This window comes from Streptomyces sp. NBC_01197 (genome assembly GCF_036010505.1).
Taxonomy (GTDB): domain Bacteria; phylum Actinomycetota; class Actinomycetes; order Streptomycetales; family Streptomycetaceae; genus Streptomyces.
Genome location: NZ_CP108569.1, coordinates 7,097,214 through 7,122,012, shown reverse-complemented (window position 1 = coordinate 7,122,012; position 24,799 = coordinate 7,097,214). Strand labels below are relative to the sequence as shown.

The 24,799-nt window shown below is 68.1% G+C and carries 21 protein-coding genes; 6 read left to right on the top strand and 15 right to left on the bottom strand.

Translation table 11 applies throughout. From position 1 onward, the window contains the following. Positions 1 to 24 precede the first annotated feature (24 nt). The 4 genes from OG452_RS32710 to OG452_RS32695 form a co-directional block, all read right to left on the bottom strand. Positions 25 to 1,413 carry an MFS transporter gene (locus tag OG452_RS32710; RefSeq protein ID WP_327299158.1) on the bottom strand — a complete coding sequence of 463 codons (1,389 nt, stop codon included), beginning with the start codon at positions 1,411 to 1,413 and terminating at the stop codon, positions 25 to 27. A gap of 152 nt (positions 1,414 to 1,565) precedes the next feature. Further along, positions 1,566 to 2,357, bottom strand: a complete 792-nt coding sequence (locus tag OG452_RS32705; RefSeq protein WP_327299157.1) for an SDR family oxidoreductase — start codon at positions 2,355 to 2,357, stop codon at positions 1,566 to 1,568. Between the two features lie 258 nt (positions 2,358 to 2,615). Beyond that, complete coding sequence (locus tag OG452_RS32700) at positions 2,616 to 3,800, bottom strand: zinc-dependent alcohol dehydrogenase (protein WP_327299156.1); 1,185 nt, start codon at positions 3,798 to 3,800, stop codon at positions 2,616 to 2,618. Positions 3,801 to 4,003: 203 nt separating this feature from the next. Beyond that, positions 4,004 to 4,330, bottom strand: a complete 327-nt coding sequence (locus OG452_RS32695) for a plasmid stabilization protein (RefSeq protein WP_327299155.1) — start codon at positions 4,328 to 4,330, stop codon at positions 4,004 to 4,006. Between the two features lie 527 nt (positions 4,331 to 4,857). Here OG452_RS32695 and OG452_RS32690 point away from each other — a divergent pair. Genes OG452_RS32690 through OG452_RS32675 form a run of 4 tightly spaced genes read left to right on the top strand, consistent with a single transcriptional unit; the run spans position 4,858 to position 8,019 of the window. Then, a complete protein-coding gene (locus tag OG452_RS32690) occupies positions 4,858 to 5,904 on the top strand; it encodes an acyl-CoA dehydrogenase family protein (protein WP_327299154.1) in 1,047 nt (348 codons plus the stop codon). Further along, the gene (locus OG452_RS32685; RefSeq protein WP_405559741.1) at positions 5,901 to 6,698 is read left to right on the top strand and encodes a PIG-L deacetylase family protein; all 798 of its coding nucleotides are present in this window, start codon (positions 5,901 to 5,903) and stop codon (positions 6,696 to 6,698) included. Before OG452_RS32690 ends, OG452_RS32685 begins: the two co-directional genes overlap by 4 nt. Then, positions 6,695 to 7,312, top strand: a complete 618-nt coding sequence (locus OG452_RS32680; RefSeq protein WP_327299153.1) for a class I SAM-dependent methyltransferase — start codon at positions 6,695 to 6,697, stop codon at positions 7,310 to 7,312. The genes OG452_RS32685 and OG452_RS32680 overlap by 4 nt, the downstream gene beginning before the upstream one ends. Beyond that, complete coding sequence (locus tag OG452_RS32675) at positions 7,309 to 8,019, top strand: glycosyltransferase (protein WP_327299152.1); 711 nt, start codon at positions 7,309 to 7,311, stop codon at positions 8,017 to 8,019. Before OG452_RS32680 ends, OG452_RS32675 begins: the two co-directional genes overlap by 4 nt. Positions 8,020 to 8,053: 34 nt before the next feature. Here the strand turns inward: OG452_RS32675 and nrfD are convergent, their stop codons facing one another. The 3 genes from nrfD to fdh are packed head-to-tail and all read right to left on the bottom strand — an operon-like array spanning position 8,054 to position 13,334. Beyond that, complete coding sequence (gene nrfD / locus OG452_RS32670; RefSeq protein ID WP_327299151.1) at positions 8,054 to 9,085, bottom strand: NrfD/PsrC family molybdoenzyme membrane anchor subunit; 1,032 nt, start codon at positions 9,083 to 9,085, stop codon at positions 8,054 to 8,056. Then, positions 9,082 to 10,074: a 4Fe-4S dicluster domain-containing protein gene (locus tag OG452_RS32665; RefSeq protein ID WP_327299150.1), complete on the bottom strand. Its 993-nt coding sequence runs from the start codon at positions 10,072 to 10,074 to the stop codon at positions 9,082 to 9,084. The genes nrfD and OG452_RS32665 overlap by 4 nt, the downstream gene beginning before the upstream one ends. Continuing rightward, a complete protein-coding gene (fdh, locus tag OG452_RS32660) occupies positions 10,071 to 13,334 on the bottom strand; it encodes a formate dehydrogenase (RefSeq protein WP_327299149.1) in 3,264 nt (1,087 codons plus the stop codon). The genes OG452_RS32665 and fdh overlap by 4 nt, the downstream gene beginning before the upstream one ends. A 392-nt stretch (positions 13,335 to 13,726) precedes the next feature. Here fdh and ctaD point away from each other — a divergent pair, with 392 nt between their 5' ends. Beyond that, a complete protein-coding gene (ctaD, locus tag OG452_RS32655) occupies positions 13,727 to 15,454 on the top strand; it encodes an aa3-type cytochrome oxidase subunit I (RefSeq protein ID WP_327299148.1) in 1,728 nt (575 codons plus the stop codon). Next, complete coding sequence (gene ctaF / locus OG452_RS32650; RefSeq protein WP_327299147.1) at positions 15,451 to 15,840, top strand: aa3-type cytochrome oxidase subunit IV; 390 nt, start codon at positions 15,451 to 15,453, stop codon at positions 15,838 to 15,840. The genes ctaD and ctaF overlap by 4 nt, the downstream gene beginning before the upstream one ends. A gap of 47 nt (positions 15,841 to 15,887) precedes the next feature. On the opposite strand, the gene qcrB is transcribed toward ctaF, so the two are convergent. The 8 genes from qcrB to OG452_RS32610 form a co-directional block, all read right to left on the bottom strand. Then, positions 15,888 to 17,426: a cytochrome bc1 complex cytochrome b subunit gene (gene qcrB / locus OG452_RS32645; RefSeq protein WP_327299857.1), complete on the bottom strand. Its 1,539-nt coding sequence runs from the start codon at positions 17,424 to 17,426 to the stop codon at positions 15,888 to 15,890. Positions 17,427 to 18,160: 734 nt separating this feature from the next. Further along, entirely contained in the window at positions 18,161 to 18,457 is a 297-nt protein-coding gene (catC, locus tag OG452_RS32640) for a muconolactone Delta-isomerase (RefSeq protein ID WP_327299146.1), read from the bottom strand. 6 nt (positions 18,458 to 18,463) lie between these two features. Then, on the bottom strand, positions 18,464 to 19,312 hold the full coding sequence (catA, locus tag OG452_RS32635) for a catechol 1,2-dioxygenase (protein ID WP_327299145.1): 849 nt from the start codon (positions 19,310 to 19,312) through the stop codon (positions 18,464 to 18,466). Between the two features lie 39 nt (positions 19,313 to 19,351). Next, a complete protein-coding gene (locus OG452_RS32630; RefSeq protein ID WP_327299144.1) occupies positions 19,352 to 20,455 on the bottom strand; it encodes a mandelate racemase/muconate lactonizing enzyme family protein in 1,104 nt (367 codons plus the stop codon). Between the two features lie 229 nt (positions 20,456 to 20,684). Next, positions 20,685 to 21,464 carry an SDR family NAD(P)-dependent oxidoreductase gene (locus OG452_RS32625; protein ID WP_327299143.1) on the bottom strand — a complete coding sequence of 260 codons (780 nt, stop codon included), beginning with the start codon at positions 21,462 to 21,464 and terminating at the stop codon, positions 20,685 to 20,687. Further along, entirely contained in the window at positions 21,461 to 21,823 is a 363-nt protein-coding gene (locus tag OG452_RS32620) for a hypothetical protein (protein WP_327299142.1), read from the bottom strand. The genes OG452_RS32625 and OG452_RS32620 overlap by 4 nt, the downstream gene beginning before the upstream one ends. A 62-nt stretch (positions 21,824 to 21,885) precedes the next feature. Further along, on the bottom strand, positions 21,886 to 23,052 hold the full coding sequence (locus tag OG452_RS32615; RefSeq protein ID WP_327299141.1) for an acyl-CoA dehydrogenase family protein: 1,167 nt from the start codon (positions 23,050 to 23,052) through the stop codon (positions 21,886 to 21,888). Positions 23,053 to 23,257: 205 nt separating this feature from the next. Then, a complete protein-coding gene (locus OG452_RS32610) occupies positions 23,258 to 24,793 on the bottom strand; it encodes an ATP-binding protein (RefSeq protein WP_327299140.1) in 1,536 nt (511 codons plus the stop codon). Positions 24,794 to 24,799 lie beyond the last annotated feature (6 nt).

The window sequence follows — 24,799 nt, the reverse complement described above, 5'->3', positions numbered from 1 at the left end:
CGGCCGAGCGGCGGACGGCAACGCTCAAGCCGATGCACGGCGAGGCCCGGATGCGTTGGCAGTGGCCACATCGCGCGGGTACGTCCACAGCGCGAGAAAGCCGAGCGAGGCCGCCGCGGCCAAGGGGGCCAGGCCCAGCAGAAAGGCGTCCCGCAGGTGGTCGGCCCCGGTGAAGACCGAGGCCGAGAGATAGCCGAACAGCAGGGGAGCCAGGAACTCGCCGAGGGTCCGTACGGCCGTGCGGATGGCTTCGGCCCTCCCCCACAGCCCAGGCGGCACGATGTCGAGACGCGCTGCGTCCAAAGGGGGGTTGGGCGCAGCCAGCAGCGCCGCACCCAGGGTGAGAAGCGGCACCGCTGCCCAGAGGGACGTGGTGATGAAAGCAGGAGCCAAAGCCAGCGGCGCCAGCAGCAGAGCGAGCGAAGGGACGAGGACGCGGCCATTGAGATAGCCGCGGCGCAACAGCAGGTCAGCCAGGCGCCCGCCACCGAATACGCCTGCAAGCGCTCCCGTACCGACGACAAGGGTGAGGCCGCTGGCCGCACCGGTGCTGATGGCATAGTGCCGGGTGGCGAACAGCAGCGCGAATGTCCGTACGCCCGCGAAGAAGAAGTAACCGAGTGCCGAGGCCGTGATCATCAGCAGGGCCGTGCGGATCCGCAGGACATAACGGGCGACCCGCCACAGCGACATCCGCCGAGGATCTTCGACGAGGACCTGACCCCTCACGACCGGGACGCCGCTCTCCTCTGCCAAGTGTCCGGCCGCGTCCTGGGCCTCTGGCAGCGCCTCCCCGGCAGGGCCCTGGCTTGAGGGTTTCCCGCGGTCCTTGGACCGTTCGCGTCCGGAGGTGAGTGTCTCCTGCCTCCCTCTGGACGGCTCCGGGGTGCGCCATACGACTGCGGACAGAGCCAGGGCAGGAAGAGTGAGCCAGGCGAGAGAGAACCGCCAGGACGTCAGAGCGGTGATGCCGCTGGTAATGACGTACCCCGCGCCCGTTCCCACGAGTTCGCCGGCCAGGACGTATCCGTACAGCCGTGCCCGTTCGCCCGCCGGAAAGAAATCACCGAAGAGGGAGGCGACGGTGGGGCCCGCCGTCGCGGTGACGGCTCCCAGTGCGACGCGAGCGGCCATCAGCCACCCGAACGACGGCGCCAGGCCGGATGCCAGCGAGGCCAGTGCCCACAGAGCGATGCTCGTCCCCAGCAGCCGCACCCGTGTCACCCGGTCCGTCAGCACGCCGACCGGCAGCGTGAAGAGAGCCCCGGTGAGTGAGCTGACCGAGACCAGCAGTCCGATACCGGCGTCATTGATGGAGAACGCATGCTCGATGGCGCGGGCGTTGACCGAGATGGTGGCCTTGTCCGCCCCGTCGAGCCCGACCACTGCGGCCAGCAGAGCGAGGACAGCCAACCGTGCCCGGCCACCCGCTTTTCTCTTCGCCCACTTCCATACGCGGGCCAACGGCCCCGGGGCTGAGCTGAGCGATGGGGTACTGCCGTCTGCCGGGCCGTCTCGCCCCATCACTGGTTCCTTCGGTCGGGAGGCGCGCGGCCCGGGGCCCGTCAGGGCAGAGGGGTCCCACCCGTGGCGTTGACGATCTCTGCGGTGATGTAACTGGCCTGCGGGGAGGCGAGGAAGACGTAAGCGGGGGCCATCTCAGCGGGCTGGGCGGGGCGGCCCAGGGGTGACTGTTTGCCGAATGTGGCGGTGTCCGGAAGCGTGGCGGGGATGAGAGGGGTCCACACCGGTCCGGGAGCTACGGCGTTGACCCGGATGCCGTCACCGGCCACCATCTGTGCGAGTCCCTGGGTGAACGTGACGATGGCGCCCTTGGTCATCGCGTAGTCGAGCAGGTGCGGGCTGGGTTTGTACCCCTGCACAGAAGCCGAGTTGATGATCGATCCGCCTTTGGGTATGTGAGGCAACGCCATTTTGGACAGCCAGAACATGCCGTAGAGATTGGTGCGCATCACGCGGTCGAACTGCTCCGTGGAGATCGCTTTGATCCCGTCCGGCTGGGACATCTGATAGGCGGCGTTGTTCACCAGGATGTCGATGCGGCCGAACTCGGTGACAGCGCGTTCGATGAGCTGCCGGCACTGCTCTTCTTCACGGATGTCGCAGGGCACCGGTACAGCTCGGCGGCCCGCTTCGGTCACCAGGCGGGCCGTTTCGTTCGCGTCGTCCTCCTCGGCGGGGAGATGGGTGAACAAGACGTCGGCGCCTTCCCGCGCGAAGGCCAGGGCGACGGCTCGGCCGATGCCGGAATCGCCGCCGGTCACCACGGTCTTCCGGTCTGCCAGCAGGCCATTGCCCCGGTAGGACTCCTCCCCGTGATCGGGCGGGGGATCCATCGGCCCTGTCCATCCGGGGTGCTTCTGGTCCTGTTGCTCGAATTCGGGTTGCGGATGCTTGGTGACGAGGTTGTGGGGGGCTGAACTGTCGCCTGCCACGGCAGACCTCCAAGAAGATGAAAACGGTCGGTAGGGGCCCGGCTCCGCAGCGGTGACCCGGCGGAATTCCGGCCACGAGCCAGGTCGAGGAGAACGGCGCTGACAGTGAGGAGCGTGCCCACGCCGGCGCCTTGGGGCGCAGGAAGCCGCCCGCGGGGCTCAGGGGGTGAGCACGGTTTTGATCATGCCGTCCTGTTTGGCCTGGAAGGTCTTGTAGGCCTGTGGCCCCTCTTCGAGCGGCAGAGTGTGGGTGGCGAAGTCGTCGACGCCGAGGACGTCTTCGTCGTTGAGAAGAGGCAGGATGTCGTCGACCCAGCGTTTGACGTTCGCCTGGCCCATACGGAGCTGGATCTGCTTGTCGAACATGGTGAGCATCGGGACCGGGTCGATGGCGCCTCCGTAAACACCGATCAGCGATACGGTGCCGCCCCGGCGGACGGCGTCGACCGCCGTGTTGAACGCCGTCATGCTGTCCACTCCGGCGCGGCCCATCATCTTTTCGCCGAGACCGTCGGGCAACAGGCCCGCGAACTGCTGGGCTGCCTTGGTGACCGGTGCGCCGTGGGCCTCCATGCCGACGGCCTCGATGACGGCGTCGGTGCCGCGCCCGCCGGTGAGCCGGCGAATCTCCTCGCCGACCTCCTTGCCGTGCTCGTTCAGATCGAGTGTGTGCACACCCCTGGAGCGCGCCCGGGCCAGCCGTTCGGGGACGAGATCGACACCGATGACCTGGCTCGCACCCTGGTGCAGGGCGATCCGGGCGGCCATGTCACCGATGGGCCCGAGACCGAGTACGGTGACGCTCCCCCCGCGGGGGACATCGGCGTAGGCGACGGACTGCCAAGCGGTCGGCAGGACATCGGACAGGTACACGAACCGCTGGTCCGGGGGCCCGTGCGGCACCTTGACGGGGAGCGTGTTACCGAAGGGCACCCGCAGGAGCTCCGCCTGGCCGCCCGGCACCTGGCCGTACAGCTTGGAGAAGCCGAAGAGTGAGGCCCCCATCCCCCGGCTCTTGACCTGCGTGGTCTCACACTGCGAGTGGAGGCCCTGCCCGCACATCCAGCACGTGCCGCACGAGATGTTGAACGGGACGACGACCCGGTCCCCGACCGAAAGCGCTGTGACCTCCGGTCCGATCGCCTCGACGACGCCCATCGGTTCATGGCCGAGAATGTCGCCGGGGTCGAGATAGGGGCCCAGCACCTCGTAGAGATGCAGGTCCGACCCGCAAATGCCCGTCGAGGTGATGCGCACAATGATGTCGGTCGGATCGACGATCTCCGGATCGGGGACGGTGTCCACCCGGACGTCGCGCTTGCCATGCCAGGTCAGAGCCCGCATCGCCACTCCTTATGAATCGCTGGGAAGGCCGCGGAAGCGGGAACATGTGACTCAACGGCCCTCAGTTCCCACCATGCGGCAGACCGCGCGTATTCGCAGTGCGCGGCCTTCTCTTGGGTTCATCCAATGCGTCCCGCGTCCGCAGCTCCAGGAAGGCAGGTGCCATACAGCCCAGGACCGCGGGGCAGAAACCCTGGCGGGATTCAGCGGCCGAGTGCTTTGCGCAGTTCCTGTTTATTCATGTTCGACCGGCCTTCGACGTTCTTCTTCTTCGCCTCTTCGTACAGCTGGTCCTTCGTGGGGCCCTGGGAGCCGCTGTGCGAGCGCTCGCCGCCCCGCTGGGAGGCGGACTTCGGATCACTGGTGGAGACCTTGCTGGAAGACTTGGCCTCCCCGGAACGTGCTCGCTCCTTGTTCACGGTGCGCGAGGCGATCTCCTTCGCCCGGCTCTCCGAGGTCCCCCGCTTCTCGGCGCCTTCCTTGACATGCTCGTACTGCCGCTCACGCTTGCGATTCGATCCTGCCGGCATGACCTGCTCCTCTCGGCTGTTCGGCTCTTCGCTCAGCGCCTGCCCGCCGTACTGCCGGGCAAAGCACCCGAAGCGATGCTTGCCTCCACTCCACGTGGAAATACGCTCGGGCGCGACACCGGTGGGCCGGCCGAGCCATATCGGCGGGGGCCAGAGATCAAGATTCTGCCCTCGCGCCGAACGGGTGGTGAACGCGTGGGAATCAGCGGCTGCAAAGCGGGTACGCGGCGGCCACAGGGATCCAGCAGACACAGGAATTCACAGACCGGACAGGACACAGAACAGGAAGCCCTGCCTCGTCGAGCGCCATGCCGGGCGGCCCGGCCGGGAAACAGCCGGCCCCCAATGGCCGCTTACGGAACAGGCTGCGGCCTCCACCATGAAGGCGCATTGTGGACGGTATGAGCGGGCGAGCCCCGTACAACCATCGTGCACTCAGGCTGCGCTGATGAGGCTTTCATGGCCAACACCAATAGGCGCCTTGAGTCAATTGGCAGGGCGTCGGCTTAGTAATGAGAGGGTCACGCATGTCGGGCAGTACGTTGCTTTCTGAAGTACCGGCCGGGGACGGACCAGAAGTCCCGCGGTATGACGGCATCGCGCCGGACGCCGCCCGCCGGGAGAGCGCCGCGCGGTTCGCCTCGGTGGTGGATCTCATCGCGGCGGGAGAACTGGAGTTCCCACTGCCCGGTTCCGGACGGACCGAGGCACGCTTCGCGGCCCTCCAGTCCGTCGCGGAGGAGGATCTCTGCTTGGCACGTCTGGTCGAGGGCCATGTGGACGCGCTCGCGATCCTCGCCGAGCTCGACGGTCCGGCGCCCGCGCCGGGCCGGCGGTGGGGGGTGTGGGCCGCCGAGCCGCCCGGCACCACGGTGGAGGCCACCCGTATCGGCGACGGCTGGGTCCTCAGCGGCCTCAAACCGTACTGCTCGGGCGCCCACAGCTGCACTGACGCCCTGGTCACGGCGCGGGCTGCCGACGGCCGCAGGCTCTTCTCCGTGGCGGTCGACCCTCAGACGTGTGTGCCGGTGGAAGGCAGTTGGCAGGCGGTCGGGATGGCGGGCAGCGATACGCCCGACGTGCGCTTCGACGAGGCCCCGGCGGTCGCTGTCGGGGATGTGGAGTCCTATGTGCGCCGGCCCGGGTTTCCGCACGGCGGCATCGGGGTCGCCGCGTGCTGGTACGGCGGGGCGGTCGCGGTCGCCCGCACGCTGCGGCACGCCGCCGGCAGGCGGACGGACCCGCACACTGATGCCCATCTCGGCGCGGTCGACGTCCAGTTGCACGCGGCCGGGGTGCTGCTCCAGCGGGCGGCGGCGGAGATCGACGACGACCCCGGGGACACGCGTGGGGAAGCACATATGCGCAGTCTGCGAGTGCGCGCCTTCGTGGAGTCCGTGTGCGGCGAAGTGCTGACCCGGGTGGGGCGCGCCACGGGGGCGGGGCCGCTCTGCCGCGACCTGCGTCATGCGCGCAACGCGGCCGACCTGGCCGTCTACGTGCGCCAGCACCACGGCGAACGCGACCTCGCCGAACTCGGGGGCCTCCTGGCCCGCCCCGGAGCGTCTCAGTGACGCAGCGGCAGGCGCCTGCCGGGGGTGCGGATTCCGTCAGCGCGAACGGCAGCGCGACGAACCCCATCCAGGAGCGGGGAACCGACGAGGAGCGCTGGCGAAGCTGGGGCGGGTGGGGCGCCCTGCCCGTGGCGGCCCTGCCGGTCAGCGGCCGGGTCGTGGTGGTTGCCGCGCATCCGGACGACGAGGTACTCGGCTTCGGTGGTGCGATAGCTGTACTCGCGGCGCGGGGGGTTGAGTTGACCGTCGTCTCCGTCACGGACGGCGAGCGTTCCCATCCGCACAGCCGGATCGTGACACCTGCGTCCCTGGCGCGGCGAAGGGCCCAGGAGCTCCGTGAGGCACTCGCCGAGCTCGGGGCAGGCCGGGCGCGGATCGTCCGCCTCGGGCTGCCGGACACCGGGGTGGGCCGGCACGAGGAGCGGATCGCGGCGGAGCTCGCACCTGTGGTCCGGGGTGCGGCCCTGGTCACCGCACCCTGGACCGGTGACGTGCACGGCGACCATGAGGCTGCGGGGCGCGCAGCGCTCAGGGCGGCCCACGACGCCGGTGTGCCGTGTGCGCTGTATCCGGTCTGGATGTGGCACTGGGCGCGGCCGGACGACCCGCGCGTCCCCTGGAGCCAGGTCAAGCGGATTCCGCTCCCGCTACGGGTCCAGGCTCTGAAAAAGGCGGCGATCGAGCGCTTCACCACCCAGATCCGGCCACTCGGCCCCGGACCGGAGGAAGCGGCGATCCTCCCTCCGGAGGAGATCGCCCACCATCTACGCCCCATGGAGGTCGTCTTCCAGTGAGCACCCCACCCTCCTACTTCGAGGATATGTACCGGCACACGTCCGACCCCTGGCAGTTGGCCGGGCGCTGGTACGAGCAGCGCAAGTACGACCTCACCGTCACCGCCCTCCCCCGCGCCCGGTTCCGCCGGGCCTTCGAACCTGCCTGCTCAGTGGGCGAGTTGACGCTGAGGCTGGCCGAGCGCTGTGACGAGGTGCTGGCCTGCGACCGCGTCGGCTCGGCGGCCGGGACCGCAGCCCACCGGACCCGGGACCTGCCGCACGTCGAGGTCCGCCAGCTCGCCCTGCCCGCAGAGTGGCCCGAGGGCAGCTTCGACCTCGTCGTACTGTCCGAGGTCCTGTACTACTTCGACACCCCTGAACTGACCACGGTGCTGGAGCAGTCGGTGGACTCGCTGGAACCGGGCGGCACCCTCGTCGCGGTGCACTGGAACCATCCGGTGCCGGAGCACCTGTACACCGGCGACGAACTGGCCGGCATCCTCACGTCCGTACCGGGCCTGTCGCTGACATGTGAGCACCGCGAGGACGACTTCGTACTGCAGACATTCGGCCGACGGCATCGCGACGGCACCGCCCCCCTGTCCCCCGCCGCTCACGAGGGCCTGGTGTGAGGCCCCACTCCCTTGCCGTCGTCATCCCGGCCCACAACGAGGAAGCCCTGCTCGCCAAGGCCTTGGACGCGATACGCACTGCTTCACAACACCCCGCTCTCCAGCGGGTGCGGGTGCTCACTGTGGTCGCCGCGGACAGTTGCCTGGACGGCACAGCCGCCACGGCCCGGCGGGCCGGAGCCCAGGTGGTCCCGCTCGACTGCCGCAACGCCGGGCAGGCGCGCGCCGCCGCGGCCCACCGCGCTCTGGAGATCCTGGGCGGCCCGGCGGGCAGCTGGCTCGCCTCGACCGACGCCGACAGCACGGTTCCGCCCAACTGGCTGGCCTTCCAGCACGCCCGCGCCTGCGAGGGGTGGGAGGCGATCGTCGGCACCGTCTCCGTCGCCGACTGGCCGCAGCACGTGCCCGGCCTGGCGGGCCGGCACCAGCGGCATTACAACGCCTCCCGTCCGACCCGCGGACCCTGGCTGCACCCCCATGTGCACGGCGCCAATCTCGGAGTGAGCGCCGACGCGTACGTGGCCGTCGGCGGCTTCCCGCCCGTGCCGGTGAGCGAGGACCACGGCCTCGTCGCCGCTCTCAGCGCCGGCAAACACCGCATCCTGCGTACCCAGGACTGCCCCGTCACCACCTCGGGCCGCCTGCGTCCGCGCGCCCGCGGTGGATTCGGCGACCACCTGGCCGCACTGGCCCTGGAAGAGGACTGATCACCCGCAGGGGGCAGGACCGGCAACGGGCTCGTTAGTTTCGCAGCCTCTCCTTCTGGGGCAGGACCGTGTACTTGGGGTCATTGGCCGACGCGATCCCGGCATGGAAGATGCCGAAGCGGGTGCAGGCCGACGCGGCCAGCAGCGCCGCCCCGCTGACCGCTGCGGCAGCGCGGTTACGGCGTCCGAAGAGCGCGGCACCGGCCGCACCCGCGATCGCCATGCCTTCCGCCAGGCGCATCAGACGCCCGGCTCCGCCCTGCCGGTAGGGCTCGGCGACCATGCCGAGCCGGTGCTCCATCAGCTTCACCGCACCGGCCTCCAGTACCGCACCGAATACGGCGGCGCTGACGGCCGGGCCGTTCTCGGCAACGGGGGAGGCGATCAGGGCCATGCCCGCCGCGGCGGTGGTGGCGGAGCCGGTGAAGACAAAGGGCATCTCGCGGTAGCCGTCATGCCAGGCGGGCACCGCGGTGTTGGTGGCGAGCACGGCGGTGTAGGCGGCGACAGCCGGCCCGAGCAGGGCGGCGCCGGCGGTGGCCGTACGGCCGACGCGCGGCAGTGTGCCGGTGACGTCCAGGAAGGCGGCGGCCCCGGCGGCAGGAGCGTAGGCCGACAGCAGCCAGGAACCCATGTTCATCGGTGACGTGGGACGTACGACGCGCAGCATGTTGTAGAAGCGCTCGGGCCGTCCGAGGTCGTGAATGAGGGCGGCGGTGGACCCGGTGATGGCTACGAGTGAGGAGATCTTCATGGCGCGGGCCATGAAAGGGCGCCCGGTGGCCTGGGCTCCGGCGGCCAGCACCGAGCCGGCCCCCGCCAGGCCGCCCAGGAAGAAGTACCCGGCGATGTCCAGCGGTTTCCATCGGGGCGCCTTGATCACAGGCCGGCCGTAGTAGGAGGTGAACTCGGCCTCGGGCACCATGAGTTGCTCGCCCTTGCGCCGTCGCCGGCCGCGGCGGCGGGGTCTGCCGCCGCCCCGGTCGTCGAGACCCTGCCCGATCAGGGCCTCACTGCCCGGGCGCGCGCCGTACACGCCGTCCTTGCCGACGCCTGAACTGCTCATCGAAGACCCTTCCGCTGTGCGCCGTGAGCGGCGAAGACGGTGGCGATCCCGCCCAGGACGGTTGCGGCGGCCACGCCCGCGTGGCGCCACATGGACGGCAGATCGCGCGTGGTGACGACGGGGGCCGGCGGCAGCCCGTAGACCTCGGGCTCGTCCAGCAGCAGGAAGAACGCTCCGTCGCCGCCCACTCCGTCGTCGGGGCTCTCGCCGTACAGGCGGGCGTCGGTGACGCCGGTGGCGTGCAACTGCTCCACCCGGGCCTTCGCCTTCTCCCGCAGTTCATCCAGCGGTCCGAACTGGATCGAGTCGGTCGGGCACGCCTTTGCGCAGGCAGGTTCCTGGCCTGCCCCGAGCCGGTCGTAACACATCGTGCACTTCCACACCCGGCCGTCTTCCTTGCGCTGGTCGATGACGCCGTACGGGCAGGCGGGCACGCAGTACCCACACCCGTTGCAGATGTCCTCCTGCACGACGACCGTGCCGAACTCGGTACGGAACAGTGCCCCGGTCGGACACACGTCCAGGCAGGCCGCGTGGGTGCAGTGCTTGCACACGTCGGAGGCCATCAGCCAGCGCAGCTCCGTACGGCCGTCCGCAGCGGGCGGCCCGGGGGTGGCGGGGGCGGCAGCCGCCGTCTGTGAAGGCGTCTCGGAACTCTGAGCGGCGAGCGCGAACACGTCGACGCCACTGTGGTCGACTCCTGCCTGCGCCTGGCCGAGAGGCTTGCTCTGTTCGATGAAGGCGACATGCCTCCAGGTGTCGGCGCCCAGGCCCTGAGTGTTGTCGTACGACATGCCGGTGAGCTCCAGGCCGTCCTCCGGGATGGCGTTCCACTCCTTGCACGCCACCTCGCACGCCTTGCAGCCGATGCAGACCGAGGTGTCGGTGAAGAAGCCGACCCGCTCGGGGTGGCCGGCTCCGTAGCCGGAGTCGCCGGCCGGGTCGGGCTCGGCTCCGGCGAGCAGGTTGCGGCCGATGATCGAACTCATCCCCGCACCTCGGTCCCGGTCTGCCCGGTGATGCCGGCCCGCTGCCGGTAGCCGGCGACGAGGTCCAGCAGGGCGGGACCGCGCGGGCGGCGGCCGGGCCGGATGTCAGCCGTCAACGCCTTCACCTCCTGGATATGCACGTTCGGATCGAGGGCGATGGCGGACAGCTCGTTCGCGGCGTCGCCTGTGGTGTAGCCGTTGGGGCCCCAGTGGTAGGGCAGGCCGATCTGGTGGATGGTGCGTCCGCCGGCTCTGATCGGGGTCATGCGCTCGGTGATCAGCACCCGGGCCTCGATGGCTCCGCGCGCGGTCACCAGGGTGGCCCAGCCGGCGTGTTCCAGCCCGCGCTCGGCGGCGAGCTCCGGGGAGACCTCGCAGAACATCTCCGGCTGCAGCTCGGCCAGATAGGGCGACCAGCGGGTCATGCCGCCGGCTGTGAAGTGCTCGGTGAGCCGGTACGTGGTCACCACGTACGGGTAGACGTCGGCGCCCGGTTCGCCCCCGCTCGGATGGAATCGGTTCTGTTCGCGGGAGAAGATCTGCCGGACGGGGCTTCGCTGCTGTCTGCCGTACAGCGGGTTGCGCACGGGTGAGTCCTGCGGCTCGTAGTGGGTCGGCAGGGGGCCGTCCACCAGGCCGGCGGGGGCGTACAGCCATCCTTTGCCGTCCGCCTGCATGATGAACGGGTCCACTCCGCTGAGGGCGTCGGGGCCCTTGGCGTCCTGGGGCGGCCGGTAGGACGGCGGCCGGTCGGGGATGAAGTCGGGTACGTCATGGCCGGTCCACTTGGACTGCCCGGCGTCCCACCACACCAGGGCCTTGCGGTCACTCCAGGGGTTGCCGTCCGGGTCGGCGGAACAGCGGTTGTACAGGATCCTCCGGTTGGCCGGCCAGGCCCAGCCCCACTCCAGCGCCATCCAGTTCTGCTCGGTGTGCGGCTTGCGGCGGGCGGCCTGGTTGACGCCGTCGGCGTACGAGCCGCAGTAGATCCAGCAGCCGCACGACGTCGAGCCGTCGTCCTTCAGCTCCGTGTAGGCGCTCAGCGGTTCACCGCCGGCGGCCCGGCCGTTGATCTCCGCCAGCACCGCCTCGGCGCTGGGCTCGGCGAGCGAGCCCTCGGTCGGGTAGTCCCACGTCAGGTCCTGAACGGGCCGGTCCATCGCATCGGTCGAGCCGGCCAGCCGCTGCTTGATCCGCTTGCCCAGGTGGTACATGAACCACAGGTCGCTGCGCGCCTCACCGTCCGGCTCCTTCGCGGCGAAGTGCCACTGCAGCATCCGGTTGGTGTTGGTGAACGATCCGGCCTTCTCGGTGTGAGCGGCGGCGGGGAAGAAGAACACCTCGGTTCCGATGTCCTCGGTCCGCATCTCACCGGTGGCGATCTCCGGGCCGTCCTTCCACCACGTCGCCGACTCGATCAACGAGAAGTCCCGGACCACCAGCCATTCGAGCTCGGCCATGCCGAGCCGCTGCATCTTGGCGTTCGCCGACCCGACCGCCGGGTTCTCCCCCATCAGGAAGTAGCCCCTGCACTCCCCGTCGATCTGGGCCAGCACCGTCTCGTACGTACTGTGCGACCCGGTCAGCCGGGGCAGGTGATCGAAGCAGAAGTCGTTCTCCGCACTCGCCGCCGAGCCGTAGTAGGCCTTCAGGAGGCTCACCATGTAAGAGCGCATATTGCCCCAGAAGCCCTTGTCGGTTTTCACCGCGGCGATGAAGGAGTCCAGGTCCTCGTGTGTGTGGGCGTGCGGCATCGGCAGATAGCCCGGCAGCAGATTGAACAGCGTGGGAATGTCGCTGGACCCCTGGATGCTGGCGTGACCGCGCAGCGCCTGGATACCGCCGCCGGGCCGCCCCATGTTCCCCAGCAGCAGTTGCAGCACGCACGCGGCCCGGATGTACTGCGCTCCCACCGTGTGCTGGGTCCAGCCCACCGCGTAGACGAACTCACTCGTACGGTCCCGGCCCGAGTTCTCGATCAGAGTCCGGCAGACCTGGAGGAAGGTCTCGGGCGGGATGCCGCACACCTCCTCGACCATTTCGGGGGTGTAGCGGGCGTAATGCCGCTTGAGGACCTGGTAGACGCAGCGGGGGTGCTGGAGCGTCGGATCGCGGTGGGGCTCCCCGGCGATCGCCGCGCCACCGGAGCCATGGGACTCGGAATGTCCTGAAGCGGAGACCGACTTGCCGCCCTTGGAGCGCTCCTCGTACAGCTTGTCCCGTTCCCCCGATGCCGCCTGGACCTCTGCGCCTTCGTACTGCCAGCTGTCGACGTCGTAATGCCCGGATTCCTCGTTGAGCCCGGAGAAAACGCCGTCCAGGTCCTCGGTGTCCTGGAAGTCCTCGCAGACGAGTGCGGCGGCATTGGTGTACTCCAGGACGAACTCGCGAAAGTCCGAACCCGTTTGAAGGACATGGTTGATGATGCCGCCGAGGAAGGCGATGTCGCTGCCGGCCCGGATCGGCACGTACAGGTCCGCCAGGGCACTCGTCCGGGTGAATCGCGGATCGACGTGGATCACCTTGGCACCACGTGCCTTGGCCTCCATCACCCACTGGAAACCCACCGGGTGCGCCTCGGCGAAGTTCGACCCCTCGATGACGATGCAGTCGGCGTTCTGCAGATCCTGCAGAAAGGTGGTGGCCCCGCCCCGCCCGAACGAGGTGCCCAGGCCGGCCACGGTGGAGCTGTGGCACACCCGGGCCTGGTTCTCCACCTGGACCACGCCGAGACCGGTGAAGAGTTTCTTGATCAGGTAGTTCTCCTCGTTGTCCAGCGTCGCCCCGCCCAGACTGGCGATCCCGAGCGTGCGGTTGACGGTGGCGCCGTCCTGCTCCCACTGCCAGGTCTCCCGCCGGGTGGCGACCACCCGGTCGGCGACCATGTCCATCGCCGTCTCCAGGTCCAACCGCTCCCAGTCGGTGCCGTACGGGCGCCGGTAGAGCACCTCGTACCGCCGGGCCTCGCCCGTGGTGAGCTGGAGCGTCGCCGACCCCTTGGGGCACAGCCGGCCGCGGCTTACCGGCGAATCGGGATCGCCCTCGATCTGCACGACCTTGCCGTCCTTGACGTACACGTTCTGGGCGCAGCCGACGGCACAGTACGGGCAGACGGATTTCACGACCTTGTCCGCAGTCCCGGTGCGGGCCTGGAGGCTTCTGCTGCGGGGGGACTGCGCGGCGGCGCCCCTGCCCAGCGGATCGTCACCCGTCAGCTGCCGGTACACCGGCCAGTTCTCGATCCAGGTGCGCACGCCCACGGTCGTTCCTCTCAGCCGCGATGGTTCGCCAGGACAGGCACGGGCTCGGGCCCCGCCACGGGCGTTCAATACCTGACAGCTGTGCCGAGCAGGCCGCCGCCGTATCCACCCAACACCCGATGGCAGTCAGGCGCCCGCCGGGCGTAGCACGGGGCTTACCGGCCCGCCCGGGAAAGACCCAGTCCTGCGGCCGCACAGCACCGCGCAGAGTGGGTACACGGCGGCCGGGACAACGGCCATGGACGGTGTACGGGCACTTTCCCGGCGACGTACAGAACTGCTCGCGGCGCGCCGGAAGGGTGCCGGGTGAGGCCGCGTCCCGGTGCGAGAGTTGCCGGAACAGTGCCAGTGCACAAAGCCAGAGCAGCGATTGGGCTCTCTCGGGAGGATGAATGTCGCCGACGGACAGTCCACCTGAAGCAGTACCTGATGAGAGGACGGACCGCAGAGTAGGTCAGGGCTCGGCCGTACTCCGGTGGCTCTCCACCACCGATCACAAGGTGATCGGGAACCTGTACCTGGTCACGTCCTTCGGCTTCTTCCTTTTCGCGGGCATTCTCGCGATGATCATGCGCTCCGAACTCGCTCGTCCCGGCCTTCAGGTCGTGACGAACCATGAGTACAACGAGCTGTTCACGGTCCACGGAACGATCATGATGCTGCTGTTCGCCACGCCCACGTTCACGGGATTCGCGAATGCCATTATGCCTCTGCAGATCGGAGCGCCGGACGTCGCTTTTCCGCGGCTCAATGCGTTCACTTACTGGGTGTATTTGTTCGGTGGCCTCATGGTGGTCTCCGGATTTCTGACCTCCGATGGGGCAGCATCGTTCGGCTGGTTCGCCTACGCGCCGCTCAACGGCCCAGTCCACTCCCCCGGAACCGGGCCCGACTTCTGGGCGATGGGCCTGGCCGTCGCCGGTCTCAGCACCATTCTGGGCTCAGTTAATTTCATCACCACCATCATCTGTCTTCGCGCGCCCGGCATGACCTTGTTCCGGATGCCGATTTTCACCTGGAACGTGCTGTTCACCTCGATCCTGGCGCTACTCGCCTTCCCTGTCCTCACGGCGATTCTGCTTGCTCTGGAGGCCGACAGGAAGTTCGGTACGCATATTTTCGACGCGGCCAACGGCGGGGCTCTGTTGTGGCAGCACCTCTTCTGGTTCTTCGGCCATCCCGAGGTCTACATCGTGGCACTGCCGTTCTTCGGGATCATCACCGAAATCATCCCCGTCTTCAGCCGGAAGCCGATCTTCGGATATGTATCGCTGGTGGGGGCCACGATGGCAATCACTGGCCTGTCCGCGACCGTATGGGTACACCACATGTTCGCCACCGGTGCCGTCCTGCTTCCGTTCTTCTCGCTGATGTCATTTTTGATCGCCGTACCGACCGGCGTGAAGTTTTTCAACTGGATCGGCACAATGATCAATGGCTCGCTCTCCTTCGAGACGCCGATGCTGTGGTCGATGGGGTTCCTGGTGACTTTCCTTCTCGGCGGGCTTTCGGGCGTTCTCATCGCTTCGCCGCCGCTCGACTTCCACCTGACGGACAGCTATTTCATCGTCGCCCATCTGCACTACGTACTGTTCGGGACAGTGGTCTTCTCGACCTTCGCAGGCTTCTACTTCTGGTGGCCCAAGATGACTGGCCGGATGCTCGACGAGCGACTGGGAAAGATCCATTTCTGGACGCTCTTCATCGGCTTCCAGACCACCTTCCTCGTCCAGCACTGGCTCGGCGAACAAGGGATGCCGCGCCGTTACGCCGACTATCTCGCAGCGGACGGATTCACCGCCCTCAACACGGTCTCCAGCATCGGCGCATTCCTGTTGGGGCTGTCCACGCTGCCCTTCCTCTACAACGTCTGGAAGACCCACCGGTACGGCCAGAAGGTCACCGTGGAGGACCCCTGGGGCTGGGGGCGGTCCCTGGAGTGGGCCACCAGCTGCCCGCCGCCCCGGCATAATTTCCACGCGCTGCCACGGGTCCGGTCGGAGTCGCCGGCCTTCGATCTGCATCACCCGGACGTACCCAACGATCCGCTGGCACCGCCTCGTTACACCGGGCAGGTGCCGCCGCCCGGAAAAATCAACCAGGGAAAGGCGGGACAGTGAAAGGCGAAGCGTGGATGTTCAGCGGGGTCTCGGTGTTCTTCGGAGTCACCGTGGCCCTCTACTGGTGGTTCTCCCGCGAACCGGCGGGCACCGCCGCGCTGCTGATCTCGTTTCTCATGTCCGGTCTCATCGCCGGCTTCCTCTGGCGGCAGTACGAGCGCAGAGGCCGCCGTCCTGAGGACCGCCCCCAGGCACTCGTGCAGGAAGCAGGCGGCCGACGGGCCTTCTTCCCGGCACGCAGTTACTTTCCCGTCATCAGCGCTGCCGGGGCCGCGCTGACCGCCTGCGGGGCGGTCCAGGGACTGTGGCTGAGCATCATCGGAGTCGGAGTCCTGGCCCCGGGCATTTTCGGGTTCGTCTTCCAGGAGCTCGACCACCCCGCCTGAGCGAGGAGCCCTGAGGGCGGTCCGCGATACTGCCGCCCGTGCCGAGTTCAGCTGTCGGGCCGTTCGCGTTGGGGCCCGGCCGTCACCGATGCGATCTTTTGCCGCTCCCCGGCTGTGGCCGGGTAGTCGACGCGGTCACCGTAATACCAGTAACTGAGCCCCGAGCGGGCCCTGTGCACAACCCGGCGGGCGCGGGAGCAGTCCGGCCGGATGGGAGCTGCCATCGGCAGCGGAACGTCCCTGAGGAGCATCTCGTACCGCTCGACGCGTGTGACTGCCTGGTGCTCCGGGTGATATCCGCCTGCGACCGACTGGCGGACTTCTCCGGTCGCTTCGCCTTCTGTCAGTCGCTCGCGCTTGCGTGCCTGCGCCCCCAGACAGAGCCGCTTGGTCAGCCAGAACGTCAGTACCGGAACCACGACGAAAGCAACGCGCAGGCCCCAGGTCACCGCGTGGACCGGCGTGTGGGAGAGGTAGGAGAGCACGTCCTGTGCCCCGGCCAGCAGGAGCACCGCGTAACAGCTCACCGCGGCCGCGCCCAGGCCCGTGCGTACCGGCTGATCGTGAGGGCGGTCGCACAGATGGTGCTCTCCACTGCCGACGGTGATCCATCGTTCGAAGAACGGATAGGCGTAGAGGATCAGAAACAGCAGCCCGGGCAGGACGATGCCCGGCACCAGTGGGTTCCACATGAGGGTGTGGCCCCACAGTCGCGTCTCGGTGCCCGGCATGAGCCGCAGGGCCCCCTCCAGGAAGCCCACGTACCAGTCGGGCTGCGAGCCCGTGGAGACCTGATCCGGGCGGTAAGGCCCGTACGACCAGATGGGGTTGATCTGAGCAAGGGCGCCCAGGAAGGCGAGAACGCTGAACACAAGGAAGAAAAGCCCTGTCGACTTGGCGGCGTACTGCGGGAACAGGGGCTTTCCGACCACATTGCGCCCCGTTCGGCCGGGGCCCGCCCATTGTGTGTGCTTCAAATACACGACAAGTGTGAGATGGACGGTGATCAGGGCGAAAAGGATCCCGGGGACGAGGAGAATGTGCGTCACGTAAAGCCGGGGCACAATGCGCTCACCCGGAAACTCGCCTCCGAAAAGGAAGAAGCTGAGGTACGTGCCCACGACAGGGATCGACAGCACGATGCCCTGCGCTGTGCGGAGTCCCGTTCCGGACAGCAGGTCGTCGGGGAGCGAGTAGCCCGCGAACCCTTCCAGCATCGCCAGCAGGAACAGCGTGACCCCGACCACCCAGTTGACCTCCCGCGGCCGGCGGAAGGACCCGGTGAAAAAGATACGGAGCATGTGCACGCCGATAGCGGCAACGAAGACGTCTGCCGCCCAGTGGTGGATCTGGCGGGCCAGCAGGCCGCCGCGGACGCCGAAGCTGATATCCAGTGTCGAGGCGTATGCCTGCGAGGTCAGCAGACCATCGAGGGGCCGGTAGGAACCGTGGTAGACAGTTTCGGTCATCGACGGATCGAAAAAGAGAGTGAGGTAAACGCCAGTGACGATCAGGACAATAAAACTGTAGAGCGCCAGCTCACCCAGCAAAAATGACCAATGATCCGGGAAAATCTTGCGCAGCATGGACTTGGCCGCCTCAGCGAGCGGCAGACGCGCATCCAAGCTCTCGGCACCTGCCTCCGCAGTCCGCCGCGCACTCCGTTCCAGCCGCCTCTTCTGCTTCGCCAGCACTGAACAGCCACTCCCGTCCGACCGACTCGTCACTTGCCGCTGTTTCTGGCCATGGGCCCCGTACGAATAACCAGTCCCTCTCAGTAGTCCCCCGCCGCTGGGAAACCACACGGCCGCCCACCAGCCAGGCCCCGGGGGGCCAGATGCCCGATAGGCCGAACGGCCCGTTCGCTCTGATCGCTGGTGAACTCCATCCCCACGTTCTCAGTGCGCTCCATCACGACCAGTCCCTTCGTTGCTTTGCCTCACGGGAGCGGACGTGCGGCTGTGGGCTCCGAATGGAACGCGGGATGCCCGGCAAACCGAGCATGGACCGAAGTGGCCCGCCAGCCGCCCCTCCGCGCTAACCACGCATGAAACTCACCCCGATGGCTGACGTGCTCCCGTTGAATTCAGCCGAGGGCACTACCCGTGAACAGGGGGCGCAGCAAGGCTGCCCAGCCGCAAGACGCGCAACGCGCCACGAAATTTGAGCGTCCGTGCCGGCGTCTGGTCACGGCGGGTTCAGACCAGGCACAGCCCTCGCTCCCGGGCAACAACGAGCAGACCCAGACATCCGCTGGCCGATCACGCAGCCTCACTGGTGGCGGCCCCCGCCTCCGCCGCGGTGGCCGCCACCTTGGCTCTCACGCGCGTACCCGGTCGGCAGCCAGAGCGGAAGGATGCTGAGCCAGTGGGGTGACGTCGATCGTCATGTAGGGGAAAAGGGGCAGATCCCACAGCAGCCGGTGCAGGGCCTCGTTGTCGGCGACGTCGAAGACACTGACGTTGGCGTACTGGCCGACGCACCGCCAGATGTGCACCCACTTCCCCGACTTCTGCAGGTCTTGGCAGTACGCCTTCTCGCGGGACACCAGGTCCGCCCGCTCATCCGGATCGAGGTCCCGGGGAATGTTCACGTCCATGCGCACGGCGAACAACACGATGCCTCACGCCCTGTCGAGGACGAAGTCGTAGGTGACTTCGTGGTCGTTGCCGGAACCGGCCGGCTTCGGGTCCAGGATCAGCGCGGGCTTGACCGCGGAGGCGATGTCGTCGTCGACGTGCTCGCCGCCCCTGAAGTACAGCTGCGTGGTGATGAGTCGGTGCCCGGGTGCGGACACCTTCAGGTGCAGATGGGCCGGGCGCCAGGGGTGCCAGCCCGCCGTGGCTACGAGGCTGCCGCAGGCGCCGTCGGTCGGGATCTGGTACGGCGCGGGCTGAATGGTGCGGATCTTGAAGCAGCCGGACTCGTCGGCGATCACCGTGCCGCGCAGATTCCACTGGGGCAGGTCCGGTGCGAACTGCGAGTAGTAGCCGGCAGCGTCGGCCTGCCAGATCTCCACCTTGGCCGCCGCGAGCGCACTCCCGTCCACACTGGTGACCTGCCCCTGGAAGACCAGCGGGGTGCCCGTCTCGTCCTGCCGCATGGGCAGGGCCGCCTCGGCGGGCAGGGCGGGCGCGTCCGGCACGTAGTACGGACCCTCGATGGTCCCCTTGCTGCCCTCGCGGCTCTCCCCTGCGACTTCCTCGACGACGTGCTCCACCCACACGTCCAGGAACAGGGGCCACTCGCCGTCCTCGCCGACCCGGATCAGCCAAGCTTTGAGCGCGTTGTACTCCTCGTACGTCACCTTGTGGCGGCGGATGATGTCGTGGGTGGCGGTGAGCAGTTCGGTGACCAGGGTGTCGACACGCTGAGTGTCAGCCCCCGGGACCCCGCTGCCCTGCCGGCTGCGGAACTGCTCGGTGGCGGCGGCCCCGGAGGCCGCGGCGGTGTCCGTGACGATTTCTGTCATGGCGATGCGTCCCTGTCTGTGTTGTTCCGGATCGCCGGCTCAGCGATCCAGCCGGTAACGGGCGAGCTTCTCGGGGTCGATGTCGATGCCGAGTCCATGGCCCTCACGGACGCGCAGCGTGCCGTGCTCGATGGTCAGCGGTTCGGTCAGCAAGTCGTCGGTCATGCCGAGGAAGTTCGACAACTCACCGGGGTGGCGGGCGGCGGTGCGATGGGCGGCTCCGAAGGCGACCGTGCACAAGGTGCCGATCTGGCCGTCGATCTGATTGCCCATCACGACCTCCACGCCCAGCCCTTCGCACTCGTGCAGCACACGCTGAGAGGCGGTGAATCCGGTGCGAGCGGTCTTGATGCTGATGGCGGAGGCCGAACCTGCGAGCAGCTCGCGGGTCACCTCGGCGGCGCGGGTGGCGCTATCGTCCGCGATGAACGGGACGGGGCAGCGTTCCACCAGCCACCGTCGCCCCAACACGTCGTCAGCCGGGCAGAGTTCCTCGGCGAAGAGCAGGCCGAGGTCGTCCATCTCACGCAGGGCGCGCACGGACTCGGACGGTGACCAGCCACGGTTGCCGTCGACGTACAGACTGACGTCCGGCCCCAGCGCGTCGCGCAGTGCGCGGCAGGCGGCGACATCAACGCCGTACGGCCGGCGTCCGACCTTGACCTTGAACGTGGTGATGCCGTGCACCTCGCGGATCCGCTCCGCCTCGGCGACCATCTCCGCCGCTGGGGCGAACCCCACCATGTGGCTCACCCTCATGCGGTCGGTGTAACCACCGAGCAGCCCCGACACCGGCATGACGGCGGTCTGGCCGACGATGTCCCACAACGCCATGTCGATGGCCGACTTGGCCGCAGGATTGCCGACGGTGCGGTCGAGACGTTCGTGCACGACTTCACGTTCCAGGGCCGTCAGGCCCAGGATCTGCGGCGCGAAGATCTTGTCGATGACCGCGACGATGGACTCCTGGGTCTCGCCGTAGGTGTACGGACGTGGCGGCGCCTCGGCCGTTCCGACCAGACCTTCGTCCGTGTGTACGCGCACCAGCACATGGTCAGCCGTGTGCACTTCACCGCTTGCGAACCTCAGCGGCTCGGCGTACGGGATGGCGAAGGGAATAGCCTCCACCCGGGCAATCTTCATGAGGCTCCGACTATCTTTATGAGACTCCGACTATCTTCATGAGGCTCCAAGGGGCCTGTTTTTCTGCGCCCCAGCACATGAATCGATTCCATCCGACACAAATACTTGCTTGCAAGAGATTCATATCTGACGGGTAGCGTTCCCAAAGAGTTCGCGACGGACAAGGTCCGGTGATCGCAGGCGCCCTGCCCGCCCCGGCGGGGTGAGCGCTGCTCGGGGCTGCGGAGCGTCACCGCATGTACAGGCCGCCGTTGGCGTCCCAGCATGCGCCCGTGACCGTGTCCGCGTGCTCCGACGACAGCAGAACGGCCATGTCCGCGATGAATTCCGGGCGTCCCAGTCTGCCTACCGGAATCATGGCCTCGGTCTGCGCCAGCTTGTCAGGGTCGACGGTTCGACGTACGACGGGAAGGTCCTGCGGGCCGGGTGAGATGGCATTGACCGTCACCCCCCGTGGGCCCAGGTCGCGGGCGAAGACCTTGGTCAGCGTGGCGACGCCGCCCTTGGCCGCGGCATAGTGCGCGCCTGTCGCCGTGCCGCCGTTCTGGCCCGCGAGTGAGGCGACGTTGACGATGCGTCCGTAGCCGCGCTCGGCGAAGTAGTGGCCGAATACCTGGCATCCGTAGAACGTGCCGTTGAGGTTCGTGCCGACCACGCCGGAGAAGCTCTCCGGGGTGATGTCCATCAGGGCCTCGATCTTGGAGTGTCCTGCGTTGTTCACCAGTACGTGCACGGAGCCCCACCGCGCGACCAGCTTGTCGAGCACGTTACGGAAGGCTTCCTTGTCGCGTACATCCAGGCCCAGTCCGACGGCCCTCGCGCCCGTGGGATCCAGTGCGGCGGCTGCGGCACCGGCCGCGCCGGCGTCCAGATCGGTCAGGGCGACCCGAAAGCCCCTGTCGTGAAAACGCGTGGCGATACAGCTGCCCAGTCCGCCTGCCGCACCGGTGACCAGCGCCACCTGGCGGGTGCCGCAATCAGTACTCGTACCGGCTTGCCCGGGGTTCATCGCGTCACGCCCGGCAGCGAGCGGCCGACGCGGGCCTCGATCTTCATGTACCGCCACAACCCGTACTCACCGACCTGGACGGTGCGGAAGAGGTTGCAGGCCTCGGCGACCGTGGACTGGTCCGCGACATCCGCCAGGACATAGCAGGTCCACGGCCAGGAATCGGACGGGCCGACCATGTGCTGGTCGTCGTCCATCGTGCCGAGCACGTCGACGCCCGGCAGGTCGTGCAGCTGCTTGAGCATGTTCACTGTGGCGTCCCAGACCGTCTTGTGCTGCCCCGTCGGGAGGTCGAAGAAGTTCTGGTTGACTCCGATACAGAAGAGAACACGCAGGGGGGCGCCGGCGGTTGCGGACATATTGATCGTGCCTTTCCAAGCGGTGGTGGCGGGGATGACGCGAGAAGGACTCGCTGAGGAGGTCAGAGGTATCCGGGGAAGGGCTGGGCCCCCATGAGGACAGCGCCTGCGCCGTCGTACATGCCCTCTTGGAGGAACGCGTGCTGAGGAACCACCGAGGCATCCCTCAGACAGCGCTGCATGATGCTGCCGTCGGCGATGGCGCGGATACCCGCGAGCTGATAGGCGGCCCGGACGACCTCGAACGAGGTCTTGGCAACGTGTGCCGAGGCAAGGCGCAGGAGACTGGCCTGCTGCGGGGTGGGACTGTCGCCGCGTTCGACGGTCTGCCACACCTCCTCCGTGGTGTCGTAGAAGAAGGCACGCACCGACCGCAGTTGTGCCTCGGCCTGCGCGGCTGAGATGCGGTACGAGGCGCGATCGGCGGCCACCGGCCCACCCGTGTGACTCGCCCGGCCGCCCTCGGCGATCACCTGGTCGAGGGCGGCGCGGGCCACCCCGAGGCCGACCACTGCCAGTACCTGCGCGGCGTAGGGGACCGCCGGATAGCGGTAGAGCGGCTCGTCGACGGTGGGCGCTCCGCCGCGGACGAACGTCCACTCCCCGGGGACCACCACACCGTCGACGACAAGGTCATGGCTACCGGTCCCCCGCATACCGATGACGTTCCAGTTCTCGGCGATCTCGACCTGATCGGGTCGCAGCAGCGCCGTACGCGGCCGGCCCGCCCGGTCCTCACCGGTCCTGATCCCCACGCCCAGCACGTCCGCGCCCAGGCAGCCGCTGGCGAACTTCCAGCGCCCGGAGATCTTGTGACCGCCGCTGACAGGCTCGGTCTGCTGGACGGGGAACAGGCCACCGGCGAAGGCGAGATCGGGACCATTCGCGTAGAGCTCGGCCTGGGTGTCCAGGGGAAGCGCGGCAAGATACATCAGGGACGAGCCGAAACTCGCGACCCACCCGGCGGATGCGTCGACGGCGGAGATCCGCTCGATCAGCCGGAGAAAGCGGGCCGGCGGCAGTGGTTCACCGCCGAACCTTCGTGGTGCGCCGGCCCGGTAGATCCCCGCCTTCTTGAACTCGGCGATCATGTCCCGGGGAACATGCCGTTTCTCCTCGAATTCGTCGCGCCGCTGCGCCACCAATTCAAGAACGCGGTCGAATGTCTCTTCGTTCGGCTTCTCCACCGGAGCAGCCGATGACGTGAAATTGTCCAGCGTATGCGTCATGAAAAGTCCTCTGACAACGGCCGGGCGACTCCTGCGCATCGCCTCCCCTTCAAGGTATGCACGGTCGCCAGACAGCTCAATTGGGAAGTCGGACATTCCCTGTTGGGGATTTCCCTCATACGCGGCGTCCCGGCCGTGCCGCACCGCCGGAGCCGGACGAGCGGGAACGGCATACCGGCTTCGGCCACCGCGCGACACGAGAGCTTTACGGACTTGATTCGGCCAGCGGCAGCCGGAAGCGGAAGGCCGCCCCACGGGGCGTGTTGTCTGCGGCCTCGATCTCTCCGCCGTGCCGGGTGATGATGCGGTGGCTCAGGGCGAGGCCGATGCCGTGGCCGTTGCCCTTCGAGCTGAACGCGCCGTCGAAGATCCGGTCGACGTGCAGGTCGGCCAGCCCTTTGCCGGCGTCCACGACACAGACCTCGGCGAAGTCGCCCTGCCGGTCCGTCCGGACCTCCACTGTCCGCTGTTCGGGGGGCCAGTCGGCCATCTCCTCGATGGCGTTGAACGCCAGGTTCATCACGACCTGACCGATCAGGACCGTCTCGCAGTGCACGGGGAGTGGCTCGTCCGTCCGTTCCCAGCGCAGGGTCACCGAGTGCTGGCGGGCGCGTACATCGATGAAGTAGGTGCAATCGGCCACGATGTCGTTCAGGTCGACCCGTTGCTGCGACTGCTCCAGCCGCACGACGTATGCGCGAAGGCTCCGGAGTATCTGTGCGGCGCGGTCCAGTTGGCGCGTGGCCGCCTCCAGCCCCCAGTTGAGCTGACCGTCGGCGGAGTCGTCCCTGTCGAGACGGCCCCGCACACCTGCCACGAAATTGTGCGCGGCGGAGATGGGCTGGCTGACCTCGTGCGCGATCGCCATGGCCATGTCGCCCATGGCGTTGTACCGGGCAAGGTGATTGAGGTACTGCGCATCACGGCGGTGTTCCTCCTCGGCGCGCACCGTGGCCGTGATGTCGTGGAAGAGGAGCAGCAGCCCCCGGAGGTCGTGCTGGATGTCGATGTACTGGCAGCGGACCGCGAACCAGCGGTCCGCCGTGGTGTCCTCCGCGCCGGAGATGGCCAACCGGTAGCGCCCGTCGGTGGGTTGGCCACCATGTCCTCCTGCAGTGGCGAGCAGTTCCTGGAGCACAGCCGCCGAGTCCGGTGCCAGGAAGGCAGCGAAGTCGGCTGCCGCAAGGGCTCCCGGGTCGCGGCCGAGCAGGTTGACCGCCGACTCGCTGGCGAACAGCACGCGCCCGTCGTCGTCGAGCACGACGATGCCCTCGTCCAGGTTGCGCAGAAATGCCTGGAGCCGCCCCTCCGTACGGCTCAGGTCCCGGCGTGTGGCCTTCTCCTCGGCGATGTCGCGGAACTGGACCATGACGACCGGCCCGCGCGCCAGGTCCACTCGAACGGCGCGTGCCTCGCTCCAGATGTCCTGTCCGTCTTTCGAGCGGTAGCACCACTCCACGGTGCTGACGCCCTCGTCGACTGCGCGCTGGAGCCACGCCACCCCGGTCTCCCGCCGGTAGGGACGGGCACGGGAGCTCATGTCGGGGGCCTTCAGCGGGATCAGCTCATCGAGGGTGAAACCGAGGGCCGCGCAGGCCGCCGGGTTGGCCCAGAGGATGTTCTTGGTCCGCGCGTCATGAACGAGCACGCAGTGTTCGATCGCGGTGAACAGCCGCGCCAGGTCCGCTGGCGCGAAGGCGGACACGTGGTCGAGGCGGGCCGTGCCGTGTGGCTGAGGCACCGGGTA